Origin of the sequence: Gracilibacillus marinus (assembly GCF_042651725.1) — a bacterium.
GTDB lineage: Bacteria > Bacillota > Bacilli > Bacillales > Amphibacillaceae > Gracilibacillus > Gracilibacillus marinus.
In genome coordinates this window covers 959,336-985,060 of record NZ_JBHSDV010000001.1, presented here as the reverse complement: position 1 = coordinate 985,060, position 25,725 = coordinate 959,336, and the positions used below count along the sequence as shown (strand labels likewise).

Sequence of the window (25,725 nt, the reverse complement as noted above, 5' to 3'; positions counted from 1 at the left end):
TGTTGCTCATGTAGTTATTCAAATTAATATACCAGTATTTTAATTAAAATCAATTATATAGAAGGATTTTATTATTTGTTGTCGAATATTATTAGTATTCAACTTAAGGAGGATTTTATATGATTATCAAATATCGTGAGGAGCCTGAGAGTATACAGCTTTTACAGAATGGCTTGATACGTGTACCGTCTCGTCGAAAGGAATTAGAAACTAGTTTACGTAACATTAAACAAGGATATGAAGCAGAATGTGAAATGGATTTTTATCTAAAAAGAATTACCTCAACACATAAAAATATTTTAATTCTTCAAGATTTGCGATTACGTGCGAGTGATAACAATAGTTATTTTCAAATGGATAATTTGCTATTAACACCTGGATTTGGTCTTATTATCGATATAAAAGATAGTCAAGGCTGCTTTCATTTTAGTCAATTTGGGCGAAACTTTGATTATTCGATAAACGATCGATTCTTTGAAATGAGAAATCCAATTAGACAAGTGGAAGAGCAACATGATCAATTGCAACGATATTTTGATAGGCAATTAAGGAAAATTCCCATAATTCCTATTGTTGCATTAGCAAATCCATTATCAAAAATACTAACTGACGAATCTAGCAATGCTGTTCATCAACAAATTATGTCTTTTGAACACATTAAATCTTTTTTTCAAAAATTATGTGCCACACATTCTACCCCTCTTATACAAACTTCTCTTATGACGCATGCTTCTGAACAATTAATCGCTAAACACAAAAACCCGACCTTTCACTATTATAAAAAATTTAAAATTGATAGAAGAGAAGTGATTGATGGAATAATTTGTTCCAGTTGTAATTATATAGGCATGAAAAGAATACGTGGTACGTGGATATGCCCGCAATGTAATCTTAAAGAGCGGGATGCACATATCCATAGTCTTAAAGAGTACTTTGCCTTTGTTGGACCAACAGTTACAAATCAACAACTCCGTGAATTTTTTCAAGTTGATAACGAAAAAATCATAAGGAATCTGTTAAAAAATTCAGGTATCGTAAAGAGATCAGGTGATAACAAAGGTTCCATCTACCGATTACTTTAATCAATTAGAAAAACCGTAAAACTGATAATTCAATCTTACGGCAATCAACTATACTAGTGCGCACCTTCTTCAAACCAACTAGATAAATAGTTAATTTCTTTTTTTAATTCCTCTATTTGCAAGTAGATAGATTCCTGCTCATGTTTTGAGAGTAACTGTGTCGCTAATTTAGCAGATAATGCTTCTACTTCTTTCATTTTTATATCTATTTCTAATAACATATCAATTTTTTCAATTAGTAATTCGATAGCTTGTCGCTCCATATGTATTCATCCATTCGTTTGTGCCTTTATCTCTTTATCGGTACGAATGAATGATGATTGAAGGAGTTTTTGTAAAGATATTTTATTATTTTTGTTGAATACATCTTGCTACTTGTTAAATTAAATATTTCGCTTTTTGTGATTAGTTTTTATCCACTCTCCTCCCACCTCCAAAACCCCAATTCCCATTTTCCTTATTGACAAACCCCACCCAATTATCATAGAATAACAACCAAGGATCAATTCCGATAAAATTCATAAGAATAATAAGTTTGGTTGTGATAACATGTTTTTAGCTATTAATAATATTCAAAAAGAATTTCTTGATAAGAATAATCAGAAGTCCATCGTGCTTCAAGATATTAATTTACAAATCGAAAAAGGCGAATTTGTTTCTATTTTGGGACCTTCTGGCTGTGGTAAGTCCACATTGTTATCCATCGTTGCTGGTCTTACGAAAGCAACAAGTGGAGAGATTTTAGTAAACAATAACCGCATCGATAAGCCTGGAAAAGATCGAGGGATGGTTTTCCAAGAAGCTGCATTATTTCCATGGCTAAATGTTGTCGACAATGTGATGTTTCCATTTAAAAAGGAATTACCAAAAAAAGATGCTATCGAGCAAGCAAAGAAATACTTGCAAATGGTGCAACTTAGTAATTATCTTGATCATTATCCACATGAGTTATCTGGTGGGATGCAACAACGTGTTGCGATTGCTAGAGCATTAGCAATGAATCCAGAAATCCTCTTGATGGATGAACCATTTGGAGCATTAGATGAGCAAACACGAACGAGACTACATGCGCAGTTGGAACAAATTTGGATGGAAACAAAGAAGACAATCCTTTTTGTGACACATAGTATCTCGGAATCCATCAAATTATCTGATCGAATTATCGTTATGGGAACGAGACCAGGAACCATTTTAGCGGATATTCACGTAGATCTACCTCGCCCTAGAGACCAATATAAAGAGAAAATGTTAACAATTGAAGAAGAAATCATGGGGTATTTAAAAACAGAAATCGATAAAGTCGTTAGTGAGGAAGAAAATTATGACACCAGCAGTTAAACGCATCATTTTCATATTACTATTCTTTGGTTTATGGCAATTAGGTTCCGTTCTAGAGTTATGGTCAGAATTGATTTTACCTGCACCAAGCAGTGTTTTTGTTGCATTGTATCAAGGATTTATCGACCTGACCCTTGTGTATGATTTGATAGCTAGCTTCAAACGATTATTTATTGGTTTATTTATCGCCCTAGTGATTGGAACAAGTATAGGTGTACTTATCGCAAAATCGAAAACAGCAGATGATACGATTGGTTCCATGTTACTAGCATTACAAAGTGTACCAAGTATAGTGTGGTTACCATTGGCCATTATGTGGTTTGGATTAAATGAAAAAGCAGTTATATTTGTTGTGATCCTTGGTGGTACATTTGTAATGGCACTGAATATTCGATCAGGGATTAAAAATGTATCCCCATTATATATTAGAGCAGCAAAAACAATGGGCTCAAGCGGATTAGATATGTTTATTCGAGTGATTTTTCCTGCTTCTATTCCATATGCAGTAACTGGAGCAAGATTGGCATGGGCCTTTTCATGGCGTGCTTTAATGGCCGGGGAACTACTCAGTACTGGTCCTGGTCTTGGGTATACACTTCAATACGCATCAGACTTCGGTAATATGAGTCTTGTGATAGGTATTATCATTATTATAGGTATTATTGGCTATATTGTTGATCAACTAATTTTCCAACGTATCGAAAAATCTGTCGAGAAACGTTGGGGATTGTAGAAAATATATGGAGGGAAATCTATTATGAAAAGATTTACAGCACTATTAAGTATTTTATTATTTGCAGGTCTATTAGCAGCATGCGGTTCTGCATCTGGTTCATCAGAAGAAAAGGAACAAGTCGTGATTGGATATTTTCCTAATATTAATCATGTACCTTCGATGATTGCTAAAGAAAAAGGATATTATGAAGAACAATTAGGTGACAATATAGAAATTGTTTACAAAACGTTTTCAGGTGGATCTGATTTCATGACTGCACTTAAAACAGGTGAAGTAGATGCAGGTCTTGTCGGCCCAGGCCCTGCAATGAATAACTACACTACTGGTACAGATGTTAAAATTATCGGCGCTGGTTCTACTGGAGGTACGGTCATCCTTGCACGTGAGGGTAGTGGCATTGAAACAGTAGAAGACATTGATGGCAAAACGTTTATCACTCCACACGTTGGATGTACACATGATGTGCAATTTGAAACGTCAATGAAAGAACTTGGTATTACTTCTGAACGTATCAACGGAACAATGGTACACACGACTGGTAAACCTGCAACCTATCAATCTATGTTCGAATCTGGGAAAGTAGATGTTGCAGTGGCACCAGAACCATGGGCAGCAGTATTAGCACAAGAAACAGGAGCAAAAGTAATCATTAGTACAGATGATGTCGCATTCGGAAATACACTACCTGCATCTGTGCTTGTATCATCAGGAGAGCTAATTGAAAATGATCCTGAATTAGTTCAAAAAATAGTCAATGCTCATAAAGATGCAACAGCATTCATTAATGAAAATCCTGAAGAAGCAAAAGAAATTGCAATAAAAGATATTAAAGAAATCACAGATCAAGAATTATCAAAAGAAGTGATTGACCAAGCATGGGAAAACATTGGCTTTACTTATAAAGTAGATGCAGAAGCAATTCAAGCATTTGGAGACTCTTCTTATGCACTTGATTTCTTAAAAGAAAAACCTGACTTTACTAATCTTATTGATACACAGTTCATTCAGTAATTCATTTATACAAAGATATGACCATTTATTTGCGTCATATCTTTGTTTTTATACGCAAAAAAAGTGCAGAAGAATCACTCTCCTACACTCACTTATTCTGTTCTTTCAACAAATCTCTAATCTCAATTAACAACTGTTCCTTCGAATCAATTGTCGGACCTTCTTCTGCTGGTACTTCTTTCTCACGCTTGAATTTGCCTAACATTCTCACAAATAAGAAAATCGCAAATGCAACAATAAGAAAGTCAATAATCGATTGAATAAACACATCAAATGTAATCTAGATTATTATCTTTAATATAACTAATGTGATCGATATCCTACTCTAATATTGGACCAGCAGTTACAATTACGCAGGTTTATCCTTAAAATGCTCTTTCGAAATATCATGTAATATGTTTTACGTTTTAATAAGCTATCGATACTCCAACATTTTTTTCATAAGCAGAATTCAGAGACTGCCCCTTGTAATGCATACCCTTCATCAATTGGTACATACTTAGTTGTCCCATATACTTCGCTTGTGGATGTATGCACAACTTTTGAAACATTAAGCTCTTTTGTTGCTTGCAATACATTTAAAGTTCCTTTTATATTTGCATCAATATACGTATCTGGTGAATGATAGGAATATGGGATAGCAATTAATGATGCTAAATGAAGCACAGCATCACAATCTTTCATTGCAGTTTTTACTCCATAAGGATCTCGAATATCCCCACTAAAAATTTCGAGTTGATCTAAGATTTCTTGTGACGATTCATCTAACCATCCCCAAGAGTTAAATGAATTATATTGGACAAATGCCTTTACTTGATAGCCCAGTCTTACTAATTCTTCTGTTAAGTGAGAGCCAATAAAGCCGTCTGCTCCTGTTATTAGTACCTTCTTATTGTTCATCTATTTGTTCACCTATTTCTTCAGAAAAATATCTTAATAATAAATCAGTCATATTATTAAACATTGGCGCAATCATTTCGATATCCTTCTTACAATAATACATATAATTCGCCACTACTTCGACAATTTTTTTTGCTTTTATTATTAAATCCTGATTAAATCTCACTTCCTGAATCGATTTCACCAAGATATCCCACCGATTTCGAGACATTGGTTGTATAAAAATTTTAAAAATTTTGTTCTTCTTTAATTGCTCCATTGTTTGGTCAAATTCAACGAATGCACGTGTTAATCTACTCTCATCTTTCACTTGTGCGAAATTATCTAACTTTCTTATTTGTTTTAACACTAAATTGAATATTGTTTCTAATTCCGTAAGCTCATCCTTTAATTCATGAATTTTATTATCAATATAGTCTGAATCATATCGATTATCCTGCAAGTTTAAGAGATTATTTGTCTCAATATGTTGGTTTAATTCCTCTTTCATAACTGTTTCTATATCTTTGAATGGTGCACCACTTATGTCTGCACCACCTTTAGTCGTATTTATTATCACTGGTGCATCTGATAAATTAGCAAGATAATTTTCAATTTGTTTCTTCATTGAAATGAAGGATTGAGAAGATTGAATAATATTCCCATAAACATCCTTCACTTTAAATTCATTATGTTTTTGTAATTCTCCGTCGGTTAACTCATTGTTAACATGCTGATAGCTTATACTCTCAGCATATTGTTTTCCGTCTAAATAACTCAAATTCTGACCAGTTAATATTATTGGATTACTACCTAATTTCGTCAACATTTCTATCGCTAACACCGCAATAGAAGGTGCATCACTAATTTTATTGATTTTATCACTGTTCTTATGTTTCAAATAATAATCAGAAAATGTATCTTGTGTTGTAATCATATGGTACATTTTATCTCCTGGATATTTTTGCAACACATCGAAAGCAATACTAGACCCAAATATTAATGGAATATCCTTAATTTCATTATTGATTATTTTCTCAAAAACTAATATATTTTTATGACTAGGGTCATAGGATAATGTAGCGTCTGGATAAATGTTGTGGTTCAGTAATGCATTGACACCTGATCCGATGGAAAATACATAAGCTAGATTATTTTCTTTAATATATCTAATATGCTCGATATCTTGTTCTAATGATGGACCAGCAGCGACAATTACAGCAGGCTTATCCTTAAAATGCTCTTTCGGAATATCATGTAATATGTTCGGCGTTTTGACGACATATTGACTATTTAACAAACTATTGATAATCCAACGCTTTTCATAAGCCATATTCGTATGTAGAGATTGCTTTTTCGTCCGGACAATTTCCTTAAAGGCTTGTCCGAAGAGCTCATATTTTTCTGGAAAAATCCGTTTATAACTTGGAAGCTCAATCAACAATACCTTCCCATTTAACTGGTTGGAAAAAATCTGTAATGATTGCAACAAATTCGGCTTCTCGAATTCCACAAATAAATTTTTTAATTTTTTCACTGGCCATTGTTCTTTTACATTAACAGTAGAAATCAATTGATAAAAAATGTCAGAAGAAGGCTCATATACGGTAAATTCTTTATTAGGTGCTAAACTCATTATTTCACGAATATGATAACCCATTCCAGCACCATAGAAAAAAATATGATCGTAATCTTCTAGTTCATCCATATATTTGTTCGCTATCGCTTTTGCTTCTTTTTCAGGATCATATTTACTATGAACACTCATTTGTTTATCATTTTTGTTTACAATAATATTATGTAATCCGCTTTTTGTTAATTCTACCAGAGCAAAATCTGTTTTTTTTTCATTTTCATTCTTATAATAATCACGAATATGTTGGTATTTCCCTCTTAGAAAATTTATGTTATCAACTAAAATCATGATTTATCCCTCTTATATCCATTAGTTTGCTGATATCTTCTTGCATTTCTTCTAACTTTACTGCAACCTCGCCTTGTAAAATATCCGCGATAGCAAGTGGATCTTGACTTTCGACCTCTCCCATTAACTCGACAAATATTTCATTTAACAATTGTTGTTGTGATAAAAGTGCTGCGGTTTCCATCTTGTTATCAGCTGCATGATCAATTGTATTGTTAGATTGGGCGATCCATTGCAGACCGTCCACTAACATTTGAAATTTTGACCAAGTCGCTTCATTTGGTCCAGCATAAAATTCTTCAATTATTTGATTGAGTGGGGGGAAAATATTTGATATGTATTCATGTTCCATTAGCAATGTCTCATCAAAAAATTGCTGTTTTGTTTTCACTCTCACTTCTATATTTTTGATACTTTCAATATGATCCTGCATATATATTTCCGCATTTTCATACACTTCAATATTATCGATAACTAGATGACTGAAGAAATAATCTGTATCTTCTAATCTATTATTAATTTCATTAACAATTTGATTGACAGAGCTATGTTCGTTTGCGTATGACTTTTGTTCATTTAATAAATGTAATTGCACGATACTTTCCTCCTATCTACTACTTATTATATCGTAAATTATCGAAAAATGTTTAATGTATTGAAGTAGTAAATTATTCAATTTTTAGGTATAAACGTCATTAAAATAATCTAATAGAATTTACCATTTTGCTCAATTTCTATTATATTTTTTAATATACTAATTGGATTTGTTATTAGACTTTGGGCAATGAAAGCTCTCTAAGTCATCACAATTAGCTATTTGATATGTAAGTTGTTAAATTTCATCAGCGAATAAGATGGCTATGTTTATGAAATATGATATTAGTCAGACTTGTACTTATTCAATTTAATCTGAACATTATTAGTTAATCGACAATACTTGCCCCAACCTTCTAATATAACCTCTATGAAAGAAAATACATTTGATTCAAATCAATTTATAACCTACTTGTAAAAAGTTGTATTAATTATTCCATTATCTATAAGTACATTTATATTTTACCTCTAATTATAACCTTTGTTGAGTTTAGAATGAGAGTCAATTTGTGATGTTGCTATATTAACAGTTAGGTCTCTAAAGTTCGTGTCCATGTTTTCACTTGAATTCCTTTCCTGTTCAATAATAACTCTCATTTTATCATATCTCAATCCTCCGATTTAATAATGCAAAAAAGACTCTAGCGATATAACTAGAGTCCCCATCTAATAAGTAACTATTAACCTAATAGTTGAAGTACTGATTGTGGTTGTTGATTTGCTTGAGCTAACATAGATTGAGAAGCTTGAGAAAGAATATTCGCACGAGTCATTTCCATCATTTCTTTGGCCATATCAACATCACGGATACGTGATTCTGCTGCAGACAAATTCTCGGAAGAATTGTCTAAATTGGAAATAGTGTGTTCTAAACGATTCTGATAAGCACCTAACTTAGAACGCTCAGCAGATACCATTTCTATCGCATCATTTACCAAAGATATTGCTGATGTTGCACCACTGTAATCCATTATACCGCCTGTAGAAGTACCTGTTGGAGTTGCAACTTTTAAAGCAGATATCCCTGACGTACCATTACCAATATCATCTGCTAACATAGAGCTAATTTCTAATTCAATACTCTGTCCTGAGTTAGCGCCAATTTGAAAGTTCAATCCTGATCCCGATAGTCCTCCACTTAATAATGTTTGTTGGTTAAATTCTGTGTTTTTTGCTATTCTATCGATTTCATCAATCAATTCATTCATTTCTTTTTGTAATTCTGAACGGTCAACACCTACATTCGTATCATTAGAGGATTGTACAGCTAACTCTCTCATTCGTTGTAATATAGAATGTGTTTCTTGTAAAGCACCTTCTGCAGTTTGGATTAAAGAAATGCCATCTTGAGCATTTCGAGAAGCTTGATCCAATCCTTTAATTTGTGCACGCATTTTTTCTGAAATAGCAAGACCCGCTGCATCGTCACCAGCACGGTTAATACGAAGACCTGAAGACAGTTTTTCCATTGAGTTTTGCATTGCATTTTGATTAATTCCTAATTGACGATGAGTATTTAAAGCTGGAATATTGTGATTGATAATCATAATTATTTTCCTCCTTGAATAACTTATTCACTTCCATGTGAATAGTTTTAAAATAGTACTATATTTACTATCCTAGTAATTGCAATACTGATTGTGGTTGTTGATTTGCTTGAGCTAACATAGATTGAGAAGCTTGAGAAAGAATGTTTGCTCGAGTCATTTCCATCATTTCTTTAGCCATATCTACGTCTCTAATACGAGATTCGGCTGCAGATAAGTTTTCAGAAGAATTGTCTAAATTTGAAATTGTGTGATCTAATCGATTTTGATAAGCACCCAATTTTGAACGTTCAGCTGAAACATCTTCAATAGCATCGTTAATAGTCTTAATAGCTGCAGTTGCTTCAGTATGACTCATAATCCCACCTGTTGAGGTTCCTGACGCTCCAGAAACTTTTAACCCTGATACTCCAATACCACTAGCTGCCATAGAGTTAATTTCTAATGAAATACTTTGACCAGAATTAGCCCCAATTTGTAGATTTAATGCTCCAGATGCACCCGTTTTTAAATCCCCATTTATTAATTTCTTTTGGTTAAATTCTGTGTTTTCTGCAATTCTATCTATCTCATCAATCAATTCATTCATTTCTTTTTGAAGTTCTGAACGATCAACGCCTACGTTAGTATCGTTAGCAGACTGAACTGCCAACTCACGCATACGTTGTAGAATAGAATGAGTTTCTTGAAGTGCACCTTCAGCAGTCTGAATCAAAGATATACCATCTTGAGCATTTCTAGATGCCTGATCTAAACCTTTAACTTGCGCACGCATCTTTTCAGAAATCGCTAGCCCTGCCGCGTCATCACCAGCACGGTTGATACGAAGACCTGAAGATAATTTCTCCATTGAGTTTTGCATTGCATTTTGATTAATTCCTAATTGACGATGGGTATTCAATGCAGGAATATTGTGATTAATAATCATAATTCTTTTCCTCCTTGAGATATAAGTTCATTTTCCACATCCTTGTGGTTAGGCTAATGATTGTGAAAGCGGCCGCCAGTCACGTTCATCAGCTTCTACTAGTATTATCGACACATGCAAATAATTGTTTAGTCATTTTTATATTTTTTTTTAAATAAATCGATTAAATCTTTGGACAAGTTTGCCGCTTCATTATTCTCCTTCTGAATCGCATCATATACTTCTTGTCTGTGGATCTCGACATCCCTTGGCGCACTTATGCCAAGCTTGATTTGTTCTCCTTCAATTGCGAGTACGGTTACTTCGATATCTTCACCGATTTTAATCGTTTCATTTAATTTACGGGATAGGACTAACACATTACTCCACCTCTTCCTTTGAGGTTTTGTTAAAGATTTTCTCTCTTGTTTCATATGTTGTTTGTAATGTTAAGACTTGTTTTGCGATTTGTTTCTCTTGATTGATTACAATCGGTGCTTTTAAATTTGCTGTACTAGCTGTTAATGGTTCTTTTACTGTCACGATACTCACAATCCGCACTTGTTGTTCTTTTTCTATTTCTAATTGTTCCAATGTCGCATCATCTAACTCAATCTGATATTCTTTCACAAATAAAAATGGATCAACAACAATAAATGCAGGGTCTACGCCATTTGTGGATTGTAACACTTGAAAGAGACCACCTTCGTCAAATGGTAAGAGAACGAATGATTTTTCTTCAATAAACCCTGGAATACCATTAGGAAATGTAATGATTTCTTCTTCTTTTACGTCTAGTTGTCCAAAATATTTCGTTTCAATTTGCATATGTGTACTCCTTTATATTTCAATTTCAAAGTTATTGCCGACAAATTTGACATGGACGAAATCTATTTGTAACCAATTTTTCTGTGCTAGGTATGTTTCCACTCCGCCACGTTGATAATGAAATTGATTTTTGGTTTGTTCTGATTGAATAATTGGTTGATTTGCTTTCGCATCAACCTCTACTTCTGCGGGTTCATAATGAAATGTTACTCCATTTGGTCCTGGAATCCAACCAATATTGAATTGTTTCATCGGTCGTTCGCCATTTTGTTTGGCGATTTGAGGAAGGACATTACCGTTCTTATGTACTTCCATCATCCTATCTCCTTGCCTTCTTCTCTTTTTTGAACCTTCGATTGCTGTTTGCATTGCATTGTCTGCCATTCGTTTGACTGATTCTTCTGTCGGGATAATCCCGACATCTGCGAGTGCCTTGGACTGATCAATCGTTAGTTTTCCTTGTTTTGTTGAAATACGTACTTCTGCTTGTGGTTGACTAATCTCTAGCTTTGCAGGTTCTGAGTCGATTTGAACATTGGCATCATTGATTCGTAATCCAATCATCGCGTTTTGTGATTGGATGCGAATTTGAGGTAATTGCATGCGCATCTACTCCTTTGTAAAAAAGCCTCACCTTGATAGAAGGTAAGGCTTCGTATTTATCGTAAAAAGTCTAGTAAGGATGGTTGAATAATTCGTGCACCTGCACTTAATGCGGCACGGTGAACTGCTTCTTGTGAAGTTAAATTCATAATTACTTCTTCCATGTTCGCATCTTCGTTTTTGGACATCATGTCTTTTGCTGTTACGAGTTGTTCTTTGACACGATTTTCGATTAAATCAATTCTATTTTGACGTGCACCTAAGTCTGCGCGTGCATTTACATTGTTATCAATATGTGTATCGATTTTGCCAATAAATTCTCCGATTGCTTCGTCGTCTGTCCCGTCTTTTAATGCGTTAGAGAAGTCTGTTAAATCTTTGAATAAATCTTCTGTAAAGATACTGTCAGGTTTTACGTTAACACGAATTTTTGTCCCATCAGATACTTCTATATTGACATCATTTGTGTTAATTGGTGTGACGAATGTACCATCTTCATTTAATTCATATGGAGGTTCGCCGCCATTTCCTGTTGTTGCAGAACCACTGAAGATGAATTTATTGTTTACTTTCGTATTGGCAAGTTCAACTAAATGTTCTTTAATTTGGTCTACTTCTGCTGCAATATTACCACGCTGACCTTCTTCGTATGTGCCATTCGCACCTTGAACAGCTAATTCACGTAGACGTTCTAACCCTTTTTGAACTTTATCAAGTGCAGAGTCGGAGTTATCCATCCAGTTATGCACTTCACCAATGTTACGCTCAAATTGTTCAATCTGGTTTACTTGTGTTCTGTAGTCCATCCCTTTCATTGCAATAACAGGATCATCAGATGGACGGTTGATTTTCTTTCCTGTTGATAATTGTTCCATATATTTACCTAAATTATTGTAACTGCTGCTTAAGTTACGCAGCATATTGTTTGTTAGCATTGATTGTGTAACGCGCATTTACTTACCTCCCTACTAAGCCCATGTTGTTAATAATTCGATCTAGCATCTCGTCAACTACTGTCATACTACGTGCCGCTGCATTGTATGCATGTTGGAACTGAATCATGTTCGTCATTTCTTCATCTAAAGATACCGCACTAATCGATTGTCTTGATTCATTTACTTGTTGGCGAAGAACAAGTGAATTTCCTTGCATACGATTGGCTTCTTGGGAAATAACACCCATCTCACCGATAACGGATTCAAAGTAACTCTTAATCGTCGCTTTGTCATCTAATTGAATATCTGCTGGGATTGTTGTCGAGATGAATTGTTCTGCACGTTTTGTGTACACATTGGCAAGGTCTGTTGCGTTCTCTCCATCACCAGCGTCTCCTGAGTTACTTGCTGCAATTAAATCTGTATCATTTAAGATGGCATCCGTTACTTTAATTGTATCAGCTGTTGTCCCTTCAAAGAATGCACCACCTTGAACAGGGTCACCATTCGCATCTGTTGTTAAAGTATAGCCTGATTCATGGACTGCATTGAATTCTGTCACAAAGTTTTCCACTAATCGATCTAATTTCTTTAACATGTCATTGTAAATACCTGTTGCTTCCCCAGGTGTTCCAGCTCCATAAGTGAAGTCTTTTACATAGCCAGAACCATCAATTAATGCATCGAGCTTCCCATTTATATTATAATTTTCTCCATAAATGAACGTTTCTCCATCACTATTCGCAACTAATTGAGCAACTTGGTCTTCATAATCCATTTCTCTGTCCGGTTTCGCAAAGAAAATCGCATTCAAATTGTTATCGTCATTGAAATCTGTGAATAGATGTTTCACCGCATCATCCGAACCTGTCACGACATCTAAGCTTCCATCAACTAATTTAATCGGTTCATTATTGCCATTCTCAACATCTGTCTTATCTGTATTTAATGTAATTGTAACAATACCTTCTGCAATCGGACTCGGTTGTCCTGTACTTTTGCGGTAGTCAACTTTAATATCGACATAGGAAGAAAGCTCATCAACCAAACGATCACGTTCATCATATAAATCATTCGGCACATAGCCATGTGGTTCGATTTTAGCAATTTGTCCATTTAATTGATTGATTTGATCAAGGATTGAGTTTACTTTCGTGTTATCAACACCAATTTCTGTTTTCAAATTTGCTCTTACTTGTTGCAGGGAATTATGTACATACGAAAACGCATCTGCTAAAGCATTGGCACGTTCTTTCACAACTGAGCGAGCACCTGAATCTTCCGGGTTCACTGAAAGGTCTTGTAACGACTTCCAGAAAAGGTCTAAAGTCTCTGATAACCCTTCATTTGTTGGTTCATTCAATATCGATTCCATTTTGCTCATCATATCTGCACGTGTCTCGTAAAAGCCTACTTTTGTATTTTCTTGACGGTATTGCTTATCAATAAAACTATCTCGAATACGTTGAATCGAACCTGCTTCTACCCCACTTCCGACTTGTCCAGGAATTTCTGGACGATTTCGTGCTGCTGGTGGATATGGGGATGATTGGACGAAATTCACCCGTTGTCTTGTATATCCTTCTGTATTTGCATTGGCGATGTTGTGCCCTGTTGTATATAATGCGGATTGTTGTGTGTGTAGCGCTCGCTTTGCTACTTCTAATCCGTTAAATGTTGATACCATTAGTTGTTCCTCCTAAATCTATGCTTTCGAATCAAAGACTGATCGTTTTGGTGGCGTTTGTGTAGATGTAGATGTTTGTTTGTTACTATAATTGATTGTTTTCATCGATGGTTGCATCATATCTAAAGAAAGCTGGACAAATTGAAGCGATTGTTTCGTTAGCTGACGATTCAAGTCTTCTTGATGACGAAGCTCCACTACTAGCTCTGCTAATTTTAAAGTCACACGCTCTAGTTGTTCTCGTTCCGCTCCTGTTGTATGATGCTCAATCATTTCAGATACCGTAATAGTCGAATCAAGCTTGTGTTGTTTCGCCCATGTTGCCACAGCATCTAATCGTCTCTGTTCAATCTGATTCAATGCTTGAACATGTTTTTGTTCTTTATTCAGTAGCTCACGTAATGCATCCATTTCCCCATCTTTTAATAGTTCTGTCTTTTGCACAGATAATTGCAGTAAGCTTGCATGCAAATCTGTTAATGTTTGCAAATGGTCGATAATTGGTTGAACTGACATGTTTATCGTCCGCTCCTTTTAGTTATGCTTTCCAAAAATTGAGTAGATTTTTCGCTGTTTCTTTATTATCTACTTTGTACTCGCCATTTTCTACTTGTTGTTTAATCTCATTGACATAGCTACTTCGTGTGTCTTTTGACTGTAGTTGTTTTGCTTGATCAGAGATTTGGAGTTGATCTGCTTGTGTATTTGCTTTTTTCGCTTCTTTTTTCTGAACATATTGCTGGTTCTGATATGGATTGATTTTCGAATGATTCGTTCCATTGATTTTCATTACACACACCTCTTTCCTTCCGCTCAAAAAAATTCTTATTAATTATTATATCGGTTGCAATGCGAAAATGTTAAGTAGGAAAATAGTTGTGAATTTCTACAGGAGTTTATGTAGAGTTGGATCAATCAATACATACTCGGGAAATAATCCCTTACTTCCCGAGACCTATTCTTCATTTACTTTCAATCACGCGTGAAATATGTTTTCGCTCTTTTTTGTTCTTCTTCGTGTCTTCTTTTTACTTTTTCGATTTCATCATGTTTATGTAAGTCTTGTTGAATAGAACCTGTACAATTCTCGCACAGTTTTCCTCTTCCAATCGGTGCACCACATCGTTCACATGGATAACTTAAATTTGGGAATTGTGCTGGTCGTAATCGATTCTCCCTTACGAATTGCAAAATCAATTCATACTCTACTCCTGTTGCTTCAACTATTTCAGGAATCGTTGCTTGTCGATTTTCTCTCACACGTAAAAAACGGTAAACAATATCATATTTTTTCTCTTCTTCTTTTATACAATCGTGACATATTGGTCTTGAGACTCTCGCAAACAATTTATCACAACGTATACAATTCGCTATTTCAGCCATTACTTACGCCTCCTTTTTCTGTCTAAAAATGTCGAACTATTTTTATGCATTATATCATCTTATCGACTAATCGTTAAGTACATTATCGAACTAAAGTGAAACTATATATTTCTTTCACTCCGTACGTATGTAGCGCATTTGCAGCATGATGAATCGTCATACCTGTTGTATATATATCATCGACCAGAATAACTGGTTTGTTTAGTTGTTTTGTGACGATAAATGGATTTTTGGATTGCAAACGTTCGACTCGTGTTTTCTTTGATTGCTTTTCTTGAAACTGATTATCCCTTTGAAGTGCTGTTTCAATTGGTAAATCGATAACGGTGGCAATTGCTTCTGCTTGGTTAAATGCTCGTTCATAGAGACGCTCCTCCGTTAGTGGAATCGGAACAAGCACTGCTTGGATATTGTGATAGTACTTTGTGAATATGGCCTTAATATACGGTTCAAATGCATCGATCCAAATATAGTCTCCTCTGAACTTCCACTGTTGGATAAATATTTTCATCTCATTAGAATAGGAGAATACTGCTCGATTTGTGCGTAATATGTTTTCACTCCATTTCGCACAATCGGAACAAATCGTTGCTTCTTTCATTTGCCTCCCACATTTTTCACAGATTGGTCCTGTGATTAATGATAAAAGTGCTGTACATTTTTCACATAATGGAGATGGATTGCTTAATTGAAAGACATTCGACCATGTAATATCTAATACTAGTGGTTCCGAACAATTTAAACACAGATTCATAGTTCTCGTCCTTTTTTATTCATTGTCGTAATCTGTTCGATCGCTTGTACCATTGCATTTGTCTTCCCTTGGTGAAAAAATAGTACATGTCCATTCGGGTCATCAGGACTTCTCCCAGCTCTTCCTGCGATTTGAACTAATGCCGCTTCATCAAATACTTGGTGACCTGCGTCAAACACGATTACATCAATTGATGGAAATGTAACTCCTCGCTCTAAAATCGTTGTTGTAATGAGACAGTCAAACTTATTTTCTCTGAATTGATCAACCAATTCTTTTCGCTTCGGATCTTCTGCATGCACTGTCTCACTTGTGATGTTGAAGGTGGAAATCATTTTCTTTACTTTTGGTAACTGGTCAATGGTTGAAACGAATAATAGAAACCGTCGATATCTTGTTTCTAAGTAATGTTCAAATGATTGTGGTGCTTTCGATTTTTGGAGGTTTTTGTGTAATTTTCTATCTAGAATAAGTTCAGGTACTGGGAGTGGAAAGCCATGAAATCTAATTGGCACGAAGACTACTGGGAGTTCTTTTGTTTGGATGCGTCTTTTTTCTTTTGGACGGGGGGTTGCAGTAAGGTAAATGGCCGATGCCTCATCTTTCATTGCACGTTTGGCTAATTGGTGGAGCGAATCGTCTTTATGGTATGGAAAGGAGTCGATTTCATCAATAATGATACAGTCAAATGCATGTTTGTAACGAATCAATTGATGTGTCGTTGCGAGTACAAGTTGAGCAATGCCTGTTCGTTCTTCTGTCCCTCCATATAATGCTTCTATTTCCGTATGTGGAAATGCTTGCCTGAATCTTGGTGCTAATTCTCTAACAACATCCGCTCTTGGTGTAGCAAGACAAATTCTCATACCTTGTTGTAAAACTGTCGTGATAGCAGGGAATAACATCTCTGTCTTTCCAGCACCACAAACTGCCCAACAGATGAGCTCTTTCTTTTTTGCTTGAAGTGTACAATTTATGACTTCTGCTGCATGTTGCTGGTGTTTGGTTAAACTTCCTGTCCATTCACATGGATGCAATTGTTCCGGCCAGCTTATCGCCTCTCTCTTCCAATAATATAATGTCTCACATGCTAATACTCGTCCTGTCCGAATACAGTTCCTGCAATAGACGTGTTCATGCATACATCGTTTACAAGGAATAGATGCAAAATGGTGCCGTTTGGTTGTCATACAACGATTACATCGATAACGGAATAGTGTTTGTGTGATTGCTTCAATCGTTACTATTTTTTTTGAATCTATGAGTTGTTCAAGTTGTTGTGTGGTGAGAGGGATTTCTTGTCTTAGTAGGAGTTTACCTGCGAGGAATTTTTCATCCATCAAAAACTTTCATCCTTTCTATAATAAAATTAGAAAAAAAGACGGTGCATTTCCACCGCCATTATTTCTTATACCAACCTAATCCGAGTGCACCTTCACCTAAGTGTGTGCCGATAACTGGACCAAAGTAACTTACTGTAATTGTTACATTCGGATACTTTTCTTCTAATTCTTTTTTTATCTGTATTGCATCTTCTTCTCTATTCGCATGAATGATAGATGCTTCTATTTGCACACCTGTACTTGCATCTTCATCAAATAATTGGAAGATTCGTTTTAATGCTTTTTTCTCTGTGCGGATTTTTTCAAATGGTACAATCAATTTATTTTCAAAATGTAAAATTGGTTTTACTTGTAACATGCTACCAATCAGTGCTTGAGCACCATTTAATCTGCCACCACGATGTAAGTGTGACAAATCTGCTACCATAAAGTATGCACGTAACGATTCTTTCATCACATCTAGTCGTGCTAAAATAGTCGAAGCATTCTCGCCAGCTTTTGCGAGTCTAGCCGCTTCTAAAACGTAGAATCCTTGTGCCATACAGCTAATCTCAGAATCATATGGGTATACATCGATATCTTCGACCATTCCTTTTACTGTCACAGCTGTTTGATATGTCCCGCTTATACCACTAGATAATGTAATGAAAATTGCTTCATCGTAATCTTTTGCTAAATTTTCAATGGATTCTGTTACAAGTCCAATAGATGGTTGGGATGTTTTTGGTAGTTGGGCAGCTGATTTTACTTTTGGGTAAAACTCTGCAGTTGTAATATCTATCTCTTCTTGATACACCTCGTCACCGAATACCACACTTAACGGAATCATGTGAATAGATAATTCGGCACGCGTCTGTTCGGATATGTAAGATGTACTATCCGTAATGATTGCAACACTCATTCCATCGATTCCTTCCCTGTAAATTTTCTTAATCTCTATTTTACCTAACTATGACAGGCTTGCATAGTAATATTATTTTCTACGATCCTATTATACAAAAGAAAGCGAGCAATCTCATTCGATTCGCTCGCTTCCCTTACTTCCTATTAAAGAATTTCTACCCAACCTTTTTTAATTGCAATAACAACTGCTTGTGTACGGTCTTTTACTTTCATCTTTTGTAAAATACTGCTCACATGGTTCTTTACTGTTTTTTCACTAATATACAACGATTCAGAAATACCTTTATTACTCTTACCTTCTGCAAGTAATTGTAACACTTGGCACTCTCTTCTTGTTAATAAGTGCAATGGTTTTCTATGATCGATTTTCTTTAATTTAGATAAAGTATTATCAGATCCGTATAATGCATCTTCTTCTGTTACTAGACGACGATATTCTTTCACTAGATTGTGTGTGACTTTTGGATGTAAGTAAGAGCCGCCTTCACTTACAACAGTAATCGCATCAATTAGTGCATCTGAATCCATTTCTTTTAATAAGTATCCTTGTGCACCTGATTTAAGTGCATGTGTCACATAGTTTTCATCATCATGAATTGATAAAATAATAACTTTCACACCAGGATATGTCTCTAATAATTCTGCAGTTGCTTCTACCCCGTTCACACTTGGCATGTTAATATCCATTAACACAACATCTGGCTTATATTTGCGCACAAGTTCGATAGCCATCGAGCCATCGTCCCCTTCTGCTAAAACGTTAAAGCCTGATTCTAATTCAAGTATACGTTTTACCCCTTCACGAAATAATTTATGGTCATCTATTAATATAATATTTGTGGACATTACTTTTCCTCCTAATTGTTCTATAACTATTTTCTTATTTCACAACTCATTGATAGTTATTTTTATTCATTATACACTTATTATACAGTAAGTGTATAATTATTATCTACTATTAATTGATCGGGATCTTAATCCACACTTTTGTACCTTTGTTTTTCTCACTATCAATCGTCAATTCTCCGTCAAGCATTTCAATACGTTCTCCCATGCCAATTAAGCCAAATGACTTGTCTTTCTTCTGAGTTCGGTCAAAGCCAATCCCATCATCCTTAATCAGTGCGTTAACACTATCTCTAGTCACTTCCAACTTCACATCAATACGTTTTGCGTTCGCATGTTTGATTGCATTTTGAATCGATTCTTGAATCAAACGAAAAAGTGCTACTTCATACTTACTAGGAAGCCTGTCATCTTGTGAACGATAATTAAAATGAATATTATCATGTTGTTCTTCTAATGTAGCGATATATTTCTTAATTGTTGGTATTAACCCCAAATCATCCAATGCCATTGGGCGTAAATCATAAATAATCCGACGTACTTCTTGTAAAGAGGTGCGGACTAATGCTCTTACATTACGCAATTCATTCATTGCTGCATCTGTATCGCCTTTTTGATATGTACGTTGGACAAATTCTGAGCGAATCAATATATTTGCTAACATCTGCGCAGGGCCATCATGCATTTCCCTTGATAAGCGACGTCTTTCTTCTTCTTGTGCTTCAATAATCTGTAAGCCAAATGCTTGTTTTTCTTGTGCATCTTGGATGAGATTTGTCATTGCTTTAAAATCATCATTTAAATAGTTTAAAACAATACTGATTTTTCCCATTAATCCTTCTGCACGTTCCACTAATGCTTCAATGGATTTCAATCTTAGCTCAATTTCATCTCTTCGTTCGCGCAATTGTCTTTCTTTATCTTGTTTCACTACATATTCTGACTGTACTTTATGTGCATGATCATATGCTTCACGAATCACATCTTCCGAATAAATCTTGAAGTTTTTGCTAACAACGGATAATCTATTGCGCGCTAATTTGGACTGTCTTTCTAATTCATCACTTTCTTCAATTGTAATAATGACTTTTTCCTTCAATATTTCTAACTCATTTTTCAAATTTTCGTATTCTTTACGGGATTCTTCCGCAATATGAAATACTTCATCTTTACTATTTTTTACTGTATCAACCATCTCTTGTATAATAGTATCTAAGTGTTGTTCTTTTAAGCTCATAAATTGCCTTCTCACCACCTAATTATTGCATGTAAACCATTCGATATAATTAGTACTTTTTATGGGGGCCTTTTCACATTTTATAGTTTTAATTAATTTTACATGGTTGTATAGAAATACACAACAAATATAGGAGGAGATTACTATGTTAGATAACTATTATACAGTTAAATTAGAGGGATCTGATGAACAGATTATTCAAAAATCCCGCTTTATTGGTTATGTGAGACGTGTGGAAACAGAAGAAGAAGCGCTCACATTTATCCAAGAAATCAAGAAAAAGCACTCAGATGCCACACACAATTGCTCAGCATATATGATAGGTGAAAATGATCAGATACAAAAAGCAAATGATGACGGTGAACCTAGTGGTACTGCTGGTGTGCCTATCTTAGAAGTGTTGAAAAAAAGAAATTTGAAAGATACATGTGTTGTTGTTACACGCTATTTTGGAGGTATTAAACTAGGTGCTGGAGGACTCATTCGTGCATATGCAAGCACAACCACATTAGCAATTAATACAACAGGTGTAGTAGAACGCAAAATGATGTATGCACATGATGTGACTGTTGATTATACATTACTCGGAAAAATAGAAAATGAACTACGACAATCTAATTATCTATTAGAGAAAATAGACTATTTAGAACAAGTTACACTTCAAATTTATGTAATGAGCGGTGATGAAGAAGGATTCGAAGCTTGGATGACAAATTTATCGAATGGAACAGCACACATACAAAAAGGTGACCAGAAGTATGTAGAAATCGATGTTGTAAATCCTTAAATATGATTAGCGCCTGATGAAAGATAATCTGGCGCTTTTGTTATTAAAATTTGGCATTGATTACATTGGAACTACGCAATTCTTGTGTTAATTTTTTTATAAAATCTTCAGAACTATTGATTTGTTTCTGTTCTGTCTGGATCAGCATTTTTTCTAAAATAGATTGGTAAATTTCTTGCTCAGACAACATTTCACCTCATTTATCCCCATCTAATATATTTTATGTCTACTCATATGTTTTGTTACTGTGTCTTTTTAGTACGAAAATGAAGTACAATCCAAATAAACAAGATTGCTAGACTTGCACCGAGGCTATCTAACCACACATCACCAATGTATGGTGTACGATTCGGTGTGAGACTTTGATGCCATTCATCAAATAAAGCATACAATACTGTGACAAAAAACGCAAAGCACAATTTTGAAAAGTCTGACAATTGCGCAAAACTCTTCGTAATCCCATAGTAAAGAAATAGACATATGAGAAGAAAAACCGTGACATGTGCACCTTTACGAAGAAAGAACTCAATAAATCCTTCGATCCCATGCGTTTCGACACTGACAATATTATTGTGATAACTTATCCTAATGTTTTCAAATAGTGGTGTAAGAAAAGATAAATCCACATATTGTTTAAGCAATGGCCTTATATCTTGTTCTTGATATTCTTGTGAAGAGGAATAGAATACAATCCCCATCATGATGATTGCTGGTATAAAGTAAACAACTTTCTTCATTATTCTCTCCTTTTTGCACTACTTGTCTATCATATAATAGAAAAGGAATAATGAAAAGAAGAAAATTGAAATAGTTTACCAAAATTTTATAAAAAATATGTGTATATACATGTATCGAATGAACTATATTAAAGTTAATTAAAAAAATCCGTACTTTTCGCTTTTATGCGTAAGTACGGATTTTTTATGTAATATATCCTATTTCAAACATTACTTAAAATTACTGTTAGATTAGTGACTTTTTTTCCATTTATTAAATTCGACAAATTCTCTAAATTCTTCTTTGGAAATACCTGATTTTCTCGCATCCTCAAGTAATTTCAACCATTCATCATCTAATTGCTCTCTAATAGCTAAACCTTCATTATTTATTAATAATTCATTTACAGTAACTCCTAACACTTTTCCTACTTTTTCCATGAATTGTATCGAAGGGTTTGATTGAATCCCGCGCTCAATGGAACTCAGATATGATTTAGCTACCCCTGCTTGTTCAGCAACTTCCGAAAGCGACATTCGTTTGTTTTTTCTAAGCTCTTGTAATTTTTGTCCTATCATATCGCAACTCCTAATTATTTTTTTATATTCTTATTATAGCACAAAATTACTATTTTGTTCTATATAAAGTATATTTTTTGTCGAAATAATAAAATAAACGTTAGAAAATGTATATTATATTATGTGAATCAGTCATTTTTTCCTTTGTAAAGTATACAATAATTCACATTAATATAGGTAATTGTAAATAAACACTTTTTAATCATATAGTCTTTATACATTTATGTCATATTTTGCTACAATGACAGTATACCACTTTCACGCAAAGGAGAAACATATGGCAAAAAGGAAAACAAATCGACCTCTAGTGCTTATTGCGCTCATTCTGTCTATGTTCATGGCAGCGATTGAAGGTACCATTGTCGCTACAGCTATGCCAAACATTGTGGCAGACTTGGGTGGTTTTTCATTATATAGCTGGGTATTCTCTAGCTTCCTATTGATGCAAGCTATTACGACAATGATTTATGGGAAACTAGCAGACTTATATGGTCGTAAGCCTGTATTCATTATTGGTGTTATTATTTTTCTCATCGGTACAGTACTATGCGGTTTCGCTGCATCGATGGGATGGCTTGTTATCTTTCGTTTAATTCAAGGGATTGGTGCTGGTGCCATACAACCAATCGTTACAACAATTGTTGGCGATATGTATTCAGTAAAGGAGCGAGCAAAAGTACAAGGATACCTAGCAAGCGTATGGGGGATCTCCTCTGTAATTGGTCCATTACTAGGTGGTTTCATCGTTCAGTTCATCGATTGGGCATGGATTTTCTGGATGAATATCCCTCTTGGTATCTTCGGATTAATTGGTGTTGCTAAGTATTTCCATGAAGATATTAGCACAGCCAAAAAGCATATCGATTATATAGGTTCTAGCCTTTTTCTTGTCGCAATCTCTGCATTAATCATCATATTTGTACAAGCAGGTACAGCATGGGCATGGCTCTCCATAGAGAATATCGGCTTCATTTTGATTTTTTTAAGTTGTATGACCATATTTATTTGGCATGAGCGGAAGGCAACGTCACCAATGATTCCATTATTTCTATGGAAAGACAGATTAATTGTAATTGCAAACATTTGCGCACTGTCCTCAGGGATGATTATTTTAGGTTTGTCTAGCTTTCTACCAACATATGTCCAAGGTGTCATGGGAGAAACTGCGATTGTAGCTGGATTTGCACTCAGTACGATGTCAATTGGATGGCCAATCTCATCAACCATTGCTGGACATCTAGTCATTCGAATTGGTTTTCGTACAACTGCAATTTGTGGAGGGACTTTTCTATTAATTGGAACATTTTTATTTTCTCTACTAGATCCTAGTAAAGGTCCAATCTATGCGGCTGTTAGTTCATTTGTCGTCGGATGTGGAATGGGATTAAGTAGTACAACATTCATCGTCTCCATTCAAAATCATGTGGACTGGAATTTGCGTGGTGTCGCAACATCATTACATATGTTTATGCGTATTATCGGAAGTGCTGTTGGTGCATCATTCTTAGGAGGACTTTTAAATCAACAAATGCAACAATATTACCAAAAGCAAAATGTCGAATTAGATGTTGCAAGTACAGATATGCTACTTGATGAATCAACGAGACAAACATTATCTCAAACTGAATTACATACACTACAAGATGGATTGACATTTGCATTGCATCATGTCTATATCGGGTTATTTATTATTGGAATTTTTACATTTATCATGTGTTTGTTCTATCCTAAAATACAGCTAGAAAAAGCAGGAGACTAATCTTCTGCTTTTTCTTAAAAAGTTTGATATACAGATGGGCATTCACTATTTAATGGTGTAAAAAAGCAATGACTCTTGTACCTGCCTGAATTCCATTGTCCATACCACTGTGCAGGACACGCCCCTTCAGGCATGAAAAACCATAATGAATAACTCGCTGGGTGATACCTCGTTCCTTTAATTACCTCTCTCGCTAATTCAATATCATTTTCCCTTGCTCGTTGATAGAAATACCCTTTCTGTGTTGCTTCAAATCCTCCAGGCGATTGAAAAACCATTCGAGAAATCGTATTAATATCGCGAAAATCAAGACATTTTGCTTTTACTCGATTTACCCCAACATTTCCCACCATTAACATACCTAATTTCCCATCACCTTCTGCTTCTGCACGCATCAATCTCGCTAACAACTTCACATCTTCCTCATTTGCCTTAATTACAGCCACGCTCATTCCTCCTTTGCCTACTTCCTATATATTCAAAGTGGAAATAAAATGTACCATACCTAAAATTATAGTGAAAGCGGTATCGGTTCGTGATATACTAGAAATAAGACTTCATACGAGGGGGCGCTATCATTGAAACTAACCAATATGATTCTGCATAAAGATATTCTATTGATTCATACAGAAATTAATAATAATGATTATATATTTACAGTCCAATGGAAAACACCTTCTGATGGGAAAGGTGGTAGATGGGAATTGAAATCATACCTCAATAACACAACAGGTAAAAAAGATTTAGCAGAAGCTACCATTCGAACATTTTTAAATCAAATTAATCCGAAATGGGACTGGGAGGAAGACCAAAAAGAGATTGAACGGGTATTAGGAAAATAGTTTTTCGTGAAGTATCGGTTGATGGGGCCGATACTTTTTCTTTTTTGGGGACTGGTGAGTATTTATCAGCCCATGTTCTTATGGGTTGTGGGTGATTTAATGTGATATCTACCTGTTTCTCTCATTGTTGGAGGGGGATATTTTCATCGGATGGGTGGATATACGCTTTATCTACCTTTCTTTCCACATACATCGGCCGATATAACACATTATCCTCCTCACTCTCTCGTAACTCGGGCGATATTTTCATTGGATGGGTGGATATACGCTTTATCTACCATTCGCTACATTTTATCTGCCTTTCTTCCCACTTACACCGGCCGATATAACACATTATCCTCCTCACACTCTCATAACTCGGGCGATATTCTCATCGGATGGGTGGATATACGCTTTATCTACCATTCGCTACATTTTATCTGCCTTTCTTCCCACTTACACCGGCCGGTATAACACATTATCCTCCTCACACTCTCATAACTCGGGCGATATTTTCATCGGATGG

30 protein-coding genes and 1 pseudogene are annotated in these 25,725 nt (G+C 35.1%); 7 read left to right on the top strand and 24 right to left on the bottom strand.

Annotated elements, in window-relative coordinates:
• Positions 1-119: 119 nt before the first annotated feature.
• A complete protein-coding gene (locus ACFOZ1_RS04350) occupies positions 120-1,082 on the top strand; it encodes a nuclease-related domain-containing protein (RefSeq protein ID WP_390196354.1) in 963 nt (320 codons plus the stop codon).
• A gap of 53 nt (positions 1,083-1,135) precedes the next feature.
• Here the strand turns inward: ACFOZ1_RS04350 and ACFOZ1_RS04345 are convergent, their stop codons facing one another.
• Positions 1,136-1,345, bottom strand: a complete 210-nt coding sequence (locus ACFOZ1_RS04345; RefSeq protein ID WP_390196351.1) for a hypothetical protein — start codon at positions 1,343-1,345, stop codon at positions 1,136-1,138.
• Between the two features lie 286 nt (positions 1,346-1,631).
• On the opposite strand from ACFOZ1_RS04345, the gene ACFOZ1_RS04340 reads away from it, so the two are divergent.
• The 3 genes from ACFOZ1_RS04340 to ACFOZ1_RS04330 are packed head-to-tail and all read left to right on the top strand — an operon-like array spanning position 1,632 to position 4,167.
• Positions 1,632-2,420: an ABC transporter ATP-binding protein gene (locus tag ACFOZ1_RS04340; RefSeq protein WP_390196348.1), complete on the top strand. Its 789-nt coding sequence runs from the start codon at positions 1,632-1,634 to the stop codon at positions 2,418-2,420.
• On the top strand, positions 2,404-3,153 hold the full coding sequence (locus ACFOZ1_RS04335) for an ABC transporter permease (protein WP_390196346.1): 750 nt from the start codon (positions 2,404-2,406) through the stop codon (positions 3,151-3,153). The genes ACFOZ1_RS04340 and ACFOZ1_RS04335 overlap by 17 nt, the downstream gene beginning before the upstream one ends.
• 24 nt (positions 3,154-3,177) lie before the next feature.
• On the top strand, positions 3,178-4,167 hold the full coding sequence (locus ACFOZ1_RS04330; protein WP_390196344.1) for an ABC transporter substrate-binding protein: 990 nt from the start codon (positions 3,178-3,180) through the stop codon (positions 4,165-4,167).
• A gap of 88 nt (positions 4,168-4,255) precedes the next feature.
• Here ACFOZ1_RS04330 and ACFOZ1_RS04325 read toward each other — a convergent pair whose 3' ends face one another.
• The 19 genes and pseudogenes from ACFOZ1_RS04325 to ACFOZ1_RS04235 all read right to left on the bottom strand — a co-directional run bounded on the left by ACFOZ1_RS04325 (position 4,256) and on the right by ACFOZ1_RS04235 (position 20,537).
• Entirely contained in the window at positions 4,256-4,435 is a 180-nt protein-coding gene (locus tag ACFOZ1_RS04325; RefSeq protein WP_390196342.1) for an MscL family protein, read from the bottom strand.
• Positions 4,436-4,629: 194 nt separating this feature from the next.
• Positions 4,630-5,067 (bottom strand): annotated as a pseudogene (locus ACFOZ1_RS04320) (SDR family NAD(P)-dependent oxidoreductase); the annotation flags it as partial.
• Positions 5,057-6,970, bottom strand: coding sequence for a motility associated factor glycosyltransferase family protein (locus ACFOZ1_RS04315; RefSeq protein WP_390196339.1), 1,914 nt, complete (start codon positions 6,968-6,970; stop codon positions 5,057-5,059). The gene ACFOZ1_RS04315 and the pseudogene ACFOZ1_RS04320, both read right to left, overlap by 11 nt.
• The gene (locus ACFOZ1_RS04310) at positions 6,957-7,565 is read right to left on the bottom strand and encodes a hypothetical protein (protein WP_390196337.1); all 609 of its coding nucleotides are present in this window, start codon (positions 7,563-7,565) and stop codon (positions 6,957-6,959) included. The genes ACFOZ1_RS04315 and ACFOZ1_RS04310 overlap by 14 nt, the downstream gene beginning before the upstream one ends.
• 679 nt (positions 7,566-8,244) lie before the next feature.
• The gene (gene hag / locus ACFOZ1_RS04305) at positions 8,245-9,111 is read right to left on the bottom strand and encodes a flagellin Hag (RefSeq protein WP_390196335.1); all 867 of its coding nucleotides are present in this window, start codon (positions 9,109-9,111) and stop codon (positions 8,245-8,247) included.
• A 67-nt stretch (positions 9,112-9,178) separates the two neighbouring features.
• Complete coding sequence (gene hag / locus ACFOZ1_RS04300) at positions 9,179-10,039, bottom strand: flagellin Hag (RefSeq protein WP_390196332.1); 861 nt, start codon at positions 10,037-10,039, stop codon at positions 9,179-9,181.
• 128 nt (positions 10,040-10,167) lie between these two features.
• Positions 10,168-10,398, bottom strand: coding sequence for a carbon storage regulator CsrA (csrA, locus tag ACFOZ1_RS04295; RefSeq protein WP_390196329.1), 231 nt, complete (start codon positions 10,396-10,398; stop codon positions 10,168-10,170).
• Position 10,399: 1 nt separating this feature from the next.
• Entirely contained in the window at positions 10,400-10,846 is a 447-nt protein-coding gene (gene fliW / locus ACFOZ1_RS04290) for a flagellar assembly protein FliW (protein WP_390196326.1), read from the bottom strand.
• Positions 10,847-10,858: 12 nt separating this feature from the next.
• Entirely contained in the window at positions 10,859-11,449 is a 591-nt protein-coding gene (locus tag ACFOZ1_RS04285) for a DUF6470 family protein (RefSeq protein WP_390196325.1), read from the bottom strand.
• Between the two features lie 56 nt (positions 11,450-11,505).
• Positions 11,506-12,402, bottom strand: a complete 897-nt coding sequence (gene flgL / locus ACFOZ1_RS04280; protein ID WP_390196323.1) for a flagellar hook-associated protein FlgL — start codon at positions 12,400-12,402, stop codon at positions 11,506-11,508.
• A 4-nt stretch (positions 12,403-12,406) separates the two neighbouring features.
• A complete protein-coding gene (flgK, locus tag ACFOZ1_RS04275; RefSeq protein WP_390196321.1) occupies positions 12,407-14,071 on the bottom strand; it encodes a flagellar hook-associated protein FlgK in 1,665 nt (554 codons plus the stop codon).
• 18 nt (positions 14,072-14,089) lie between these two features.
• Complete coding sequence (locus ACFOZ1_RS04270) at positions 14,090-14,587, bottom strand: flagellar protein FlgN (RefSeq protein ID WP_390196319.1); 498 nt, start codon at positions 14,585-14,587, stop codon at positions 14,090-14,092.
• A 22-nt stretch (positions 14,588-14,609) separates the two neighbouring features.
• Positions 14,610-14,861 (bottom strand): flagellar biosynthesis anti-sigma factor FlgM, encoded by a 252-nt coding sequence (gene flgM, locus ACFOZ1_RS04265; protein ID WP_390196316.1) that lies wholly within the window; start codon positions 14,859-14,861, stop codon positions 14,610-14,612.
• A gap of 182 nt (positions 14,862-15,043) precedes the next feature.
• Complete coding sequence (locus tag ACFOZ1_RS04260; RefSeq protein ID WP_390196313.1) at positions 15,044-15,454, bottom strand: TIGR03826 family flagellar region protein; 411 nt, start codon at positions 15,452-15,454, stop codon at positions 15,044-15,046.
• An 82-nt stretch (positions 15,455-15,536) separates the two neighbouring features.
• Positions 15,537-16,208 carry a ComF family protein gene (locus tag ACFOZ1_RS04255; protein WP_390196310.1) on the bottom strand — a complete coding sequence of 224 codons (672 nt, stop codon included), beginning with the start codon at positions 16,206-16,208 and terminating at the stop codon, positions 15,537-15,539.
• Positions 16,205-17,548, bottom strand: coding sequence for an ATP-dependent helicase ComFA (locus ACFOZ1_RS04250; protein ID WP_390196308.1), 1,344 nt, complete (start codon positions 17,546-17,548; stop codon positions 16,205-16,207). Before ACFOZ1_RS04250 ends, ACFOZ1_RS04255 begins: the two co-directional genes overlap by 4 nt.
• Before the next feature lie 61 nt (positions 17,549-17,609).
• Positions 17,610-18,452, bottom strand: coding sequence for a DegV family protein (locus ACFOZ1_RS04245; RefSeq protein WP_390196305.1), 843 nt, complete (start codon positions 18,450-18,452; stop codon positions 17,610-17,612).
• A gap of 146 nt (positions 18,453-18,598) precedes the next feature.
• Positions 18,599-19,300 carry a response regulator transcription factor gene (locus ACFOZ1_RS04240; protein WP_390196304.1) on the bottom strand — a complete coding sequence of 234 codons (702 nt, stop codon included), beginning with the start codon at positions 19,298-19,300 and terminating at the stop codon, positions 18,599-18,601.
• 112 nt (positions 19,301-19,412) lie between these two features.
• Positions 19,413-20,537 carry a sensor histidine kinase gene (locus ACFOZ1_RS04235; protein ID WP_390196302.1) on the bottom strand — a complete coding sequence of 375 codons (1,125 nt, stop codon included), beginning with the start codon at positions 20,535-20,537 and terminating at the stop codon, positions 19,413-19,415.
• Between the two features lie 145 nt (positions 20,538-20,682).
• On the opposite strand from ACFOZ1_RS04235, the gene ACFOZ1_RS04230 reads away from it, so the two are divergent.
• Positions 20,683-21,324 (top strand): YigZ family protein, encoded by a 642-nt coding sequence (locus ACFOZ1_RS04230; RefSeq protein ID WP_390196299.1) that lies wholly within the window; start codon positions 20,683-20,685, stop codon positions 21,322-21,324.
• A gap of 43 nt (positions 21,325-21,367) precedes the next feature.
• Here the strand turns inward: ACFOZ1_RS04230 and ACFOZ1_RS04225 are convergent, their stop codons facing one another.
• The 3 genes from ACFOZ1_RS04225 to ACFOZ1_RS04215 form a co-directional block, all read right to left on the bottom strand.
• On the bottom strand, positions 21,368-21,511 hold the full coding sequence (locus ACFOZ1_RS04225) for a hypothetical protein (protein WP_390196296.1): 144 nt from the start codon (positions 21,509-21,511) through the stop codon (positions 21,368-21,370).
• A 55-nt stretch (positions 21,512-21,566) separates the two neighbouring features.
• On the bottom strand, positions 21,567-22,061 hold the full coding sequence (locus ACFOZ1_RS04220) for a VanZ family protein (RefSeq protein WP_390196293.1): 495 nt from the start codon (positions 22,059-22,061) through the stop codon (positions 21,567-21,569).
• A 231-nt stretch (positions 22,062-22,292) separates the two neighbouring features.
• Positions 22,293-22,619 (bottom strand): helix-turn-helix domain-containing protein, encoded by a 327-nt coding sequence (locus tag ACFOZ1_RS04215; RefSeq protein WP_390196291.1) that lies wholly within the window; start codon positions 22,617-22,619, stop codon positions 22,293-22,295.
• A 223-nt stretch (positions 22,620-22,842) separates the two neighbouring features.
• Between ACFOZ1_RS04215 and ACFOZ1_RS04210 the strand changes: the two genes are divergently transcribed.
• Positions 22,843-24,378, top strand: a complete 1,536-nt coding sequence (locus ACFOZ1_RS04210) for an MDR family MFS transporter (protein WP_390196288.1) — start codon at positions 22,843-22,845, stop codon at positions 24,376-24,378.
• 14 nt (positions 24,379-24,392) lie between these two features.
• Here ACFOZ1_RS04210 and ACFOZ1_RS04205 read toward each other — a convergent pair whose 3' ends face one another.
• On the bottom strand, positions 24,393-24,830 hold the full coding sequence (locus ACFOZ1_RS04205; RefSeq protein ID WP_390196285.1) for a cell wall hydrolase: 438 nt from the start codon (positions 24,828-24,830) through the stop codon (positions 24,393-24,395).
• A 126-nt stretch (positions 24,831-24,956) separates the two neighbouring features.
• Here ACFOZ1_RS04205 and ACFOZ1_RS04200 point away from each other — a divergent pair, with 126 nt between their 5' ends.
• Positions 24,957-25,220 (top strand): hypothetical protein, encoded by a 264-nt coding sequence (locus tag ACFOZ1_RS04200; RefSeq protein WP_390196282.1) that lies wholly within the window; start codon positions 24,957-24,959, stop codon positions 25,218-25,220.
• Positions 25,221-25,725 lie beyond the last annotated feature (505 nt).

What these genes read in the sequence shown, in the direction of transcription:
- ACFOZ1_RS04250 (WP_390196308.1), bottom strand. Translation starts at nt 17,548, where the DNA reads ATGGATGAAAAATTCCTCGCAGGTAAACTCCTACTAAGACAAGAAATC.
- ACFOZ1_RS04230 (WP_390196299.1), top strand. Translation starts at nt 20,683, where the DNA reads ATGTTAGATAACTATTATACAGTTAAATTAGAGGGATCTGATGAACAG.
- ACFOZ1_RS04245 (WP_390196305.1), bottom strand. Translation starts at nt 18,452, where the DNA reads ATGAGTGTTGCAATCATTACGGATAGTACATCTTACATATCCGAACAG.
- ACFOZ1_RS04205 (WP_390196285.1), bottom strand. Translation starts at nt 24,830, where the DNA reads ATGAGCGTGGCTGTAATTAAGGCAAATGAGGAAGATGTGAAGTTGTTA.
- ACFOZ1_RS04240 (WP_390196304.1), bottom strand. Translation starts at nt 19,300, where the DNA reads ATGTCCACAAATATTATATTAATAGATGACCATAAATTATTTCGTGAA.
- ACFOZ1_RS04335 (WP_390196346.1), top strand. Translation starts at nt 2,404, where the DNA reads ATGACACCAGCAGTTAAACGCATCATTTTCATATTACTATTCTTTGGT.
- ACFOZ1_RS04330 (WP_390196344.1), top strand. Translation starts at nt 3,178, where the DNA reads ATGAAAAGATTTACAGCACTATTAAGTATTTTATTATTTGCAGGTCTA.
- ACFOZ1_RS04235 (WP_390196302.1), bottom strand. Translation starts at nt 20,537, where the DNA reads ATGAGCTTAAAAGAACAACACTTAGATACTATTATACAAGAGATGGTT.
- ACFOZ1_RS04260 (WP_390196313.1), bottom strand. Translation starts at nt 15,454, where the DNA reads ATGGCTGAAATAGCGAATTGTATACGTTGTGATAAATTGTTTGCGAGA.
- ACFOZ1_RS04220 (WP_390196293.1), bottom strand. Translation starts at nt 22,061, where the DNA reads ATGAAGAAAGTTGTTTACTTTATACCAGCAATCATCATGATGGGGATT.
- ACFOZ1_RS04340 (WP_390196348.1), top strand. Translation starts at nt 1,632, where the DNA reads ATGTTTTTAGCTATTAATAATATTCAAAAAGAATTTCTTGATAAGAAT.
- flgL (WP_390196323.1), bottom strand. Translation starts at nt 12,402, where the DNA reads ATGCGCGTTACACAATCAATGCTAACAAACAATATGCTGCGTAACTTA.
- hag (WP_390196335.1), bottom strand. Translation starts at nt 9,111, where the DNA reads ATGATTATCAATCACAATATTCCAGCTTTAAATACTCATCGTCAATTA.
- hag (WP_390196332.1), bottom strand. Translation starts at nt 10,039, where the DNA reads ATGATTATTAATCACAATATTCCTGCATTGAATACCCATCGTCAATTA.
- ACFOZ1_RS04285 (WP_390196325.1), bottom strand. Translation starts at nt 11,449, where the DNA reads ATGCAATTACCTCAAATTCGCATCCAATCACAAAACGCGATGATTGGA.
- fliW (WP_390196326.1), bottom strand. Translation starts at nt 10,846, where the DNA reads ATGCAAATTGAAACGAAATATTTTGGACAACTAGACGTAAAAGAAGAA.
- ACFOZ1_RS04345 (WP_390196351.1), bottom strand. Translation starts at nt 1,345, where the DNA reads ATGGAGCGACAAGCTATCGAATTACTAATTGAAAAAATTGATATGTTA.
- ACFOZ1_RS04210 (WP_390196288.1), top strand. Translation starts at nt 22,843, where the DNA reads ATGTCATATTTTGCTACAATGACAGTATACCACTTTCACGCAAAGGAG.
- ACFOZ1_RS04215 (WP_390196291.1), bottom strand. Translation starts at nt 22,619, where the DNA reads ATGATAGGACAAAAATTACAAGAGCTTAGAAAAAACAAACGAATGTCG.
- ACFOZ1_RS04270 (WP_390196319.1), bottom strand. Translation starts at nt 14,587, where the DNA reads ATGTCAGTTCAACCAATTATCGACCATTTGCAAACATTAACAGATTTG.
- ACFOZ1_RS04315 (WP_390196339.1), bottom strand. Translation starts at nt 6,970, where the DNA reads ATGATTTTAGTTGATAACATAAATTTTCTAAGAGGGAAATACCAACAT.
- flgM (WP_390196316.1), bottom strand. Translation starts at nt 14,861, where the DNA reads ATGAAAATCAATGGAACGAATCATTCGAAAATCAATCCATATCAGAAC.
- ACFOZ1_RS04255 (WP_390196310.1), bottom strand. Translation starts at nt 16,208, where the DNA reads ATGAATCTGTGTTTAAATTGTTCGGAACCACTAGTATTAGATATTACA.
- ACFOZ1_RS04350 (WP_390196354.1), top strand. Translation starts at nt 120, where the DNA reads ATGATTATCAAATATCGTGAGGAGCCTGAGAGTATACAGCTTTTACAG.
- flgK (WP_390196321.1), bottom strand. Translation starts at nt 14,071, where the DNA reads ATGGTATCAACATTTAACGGATTAGAAGTAGCAAAGCGAGCGCTACAC.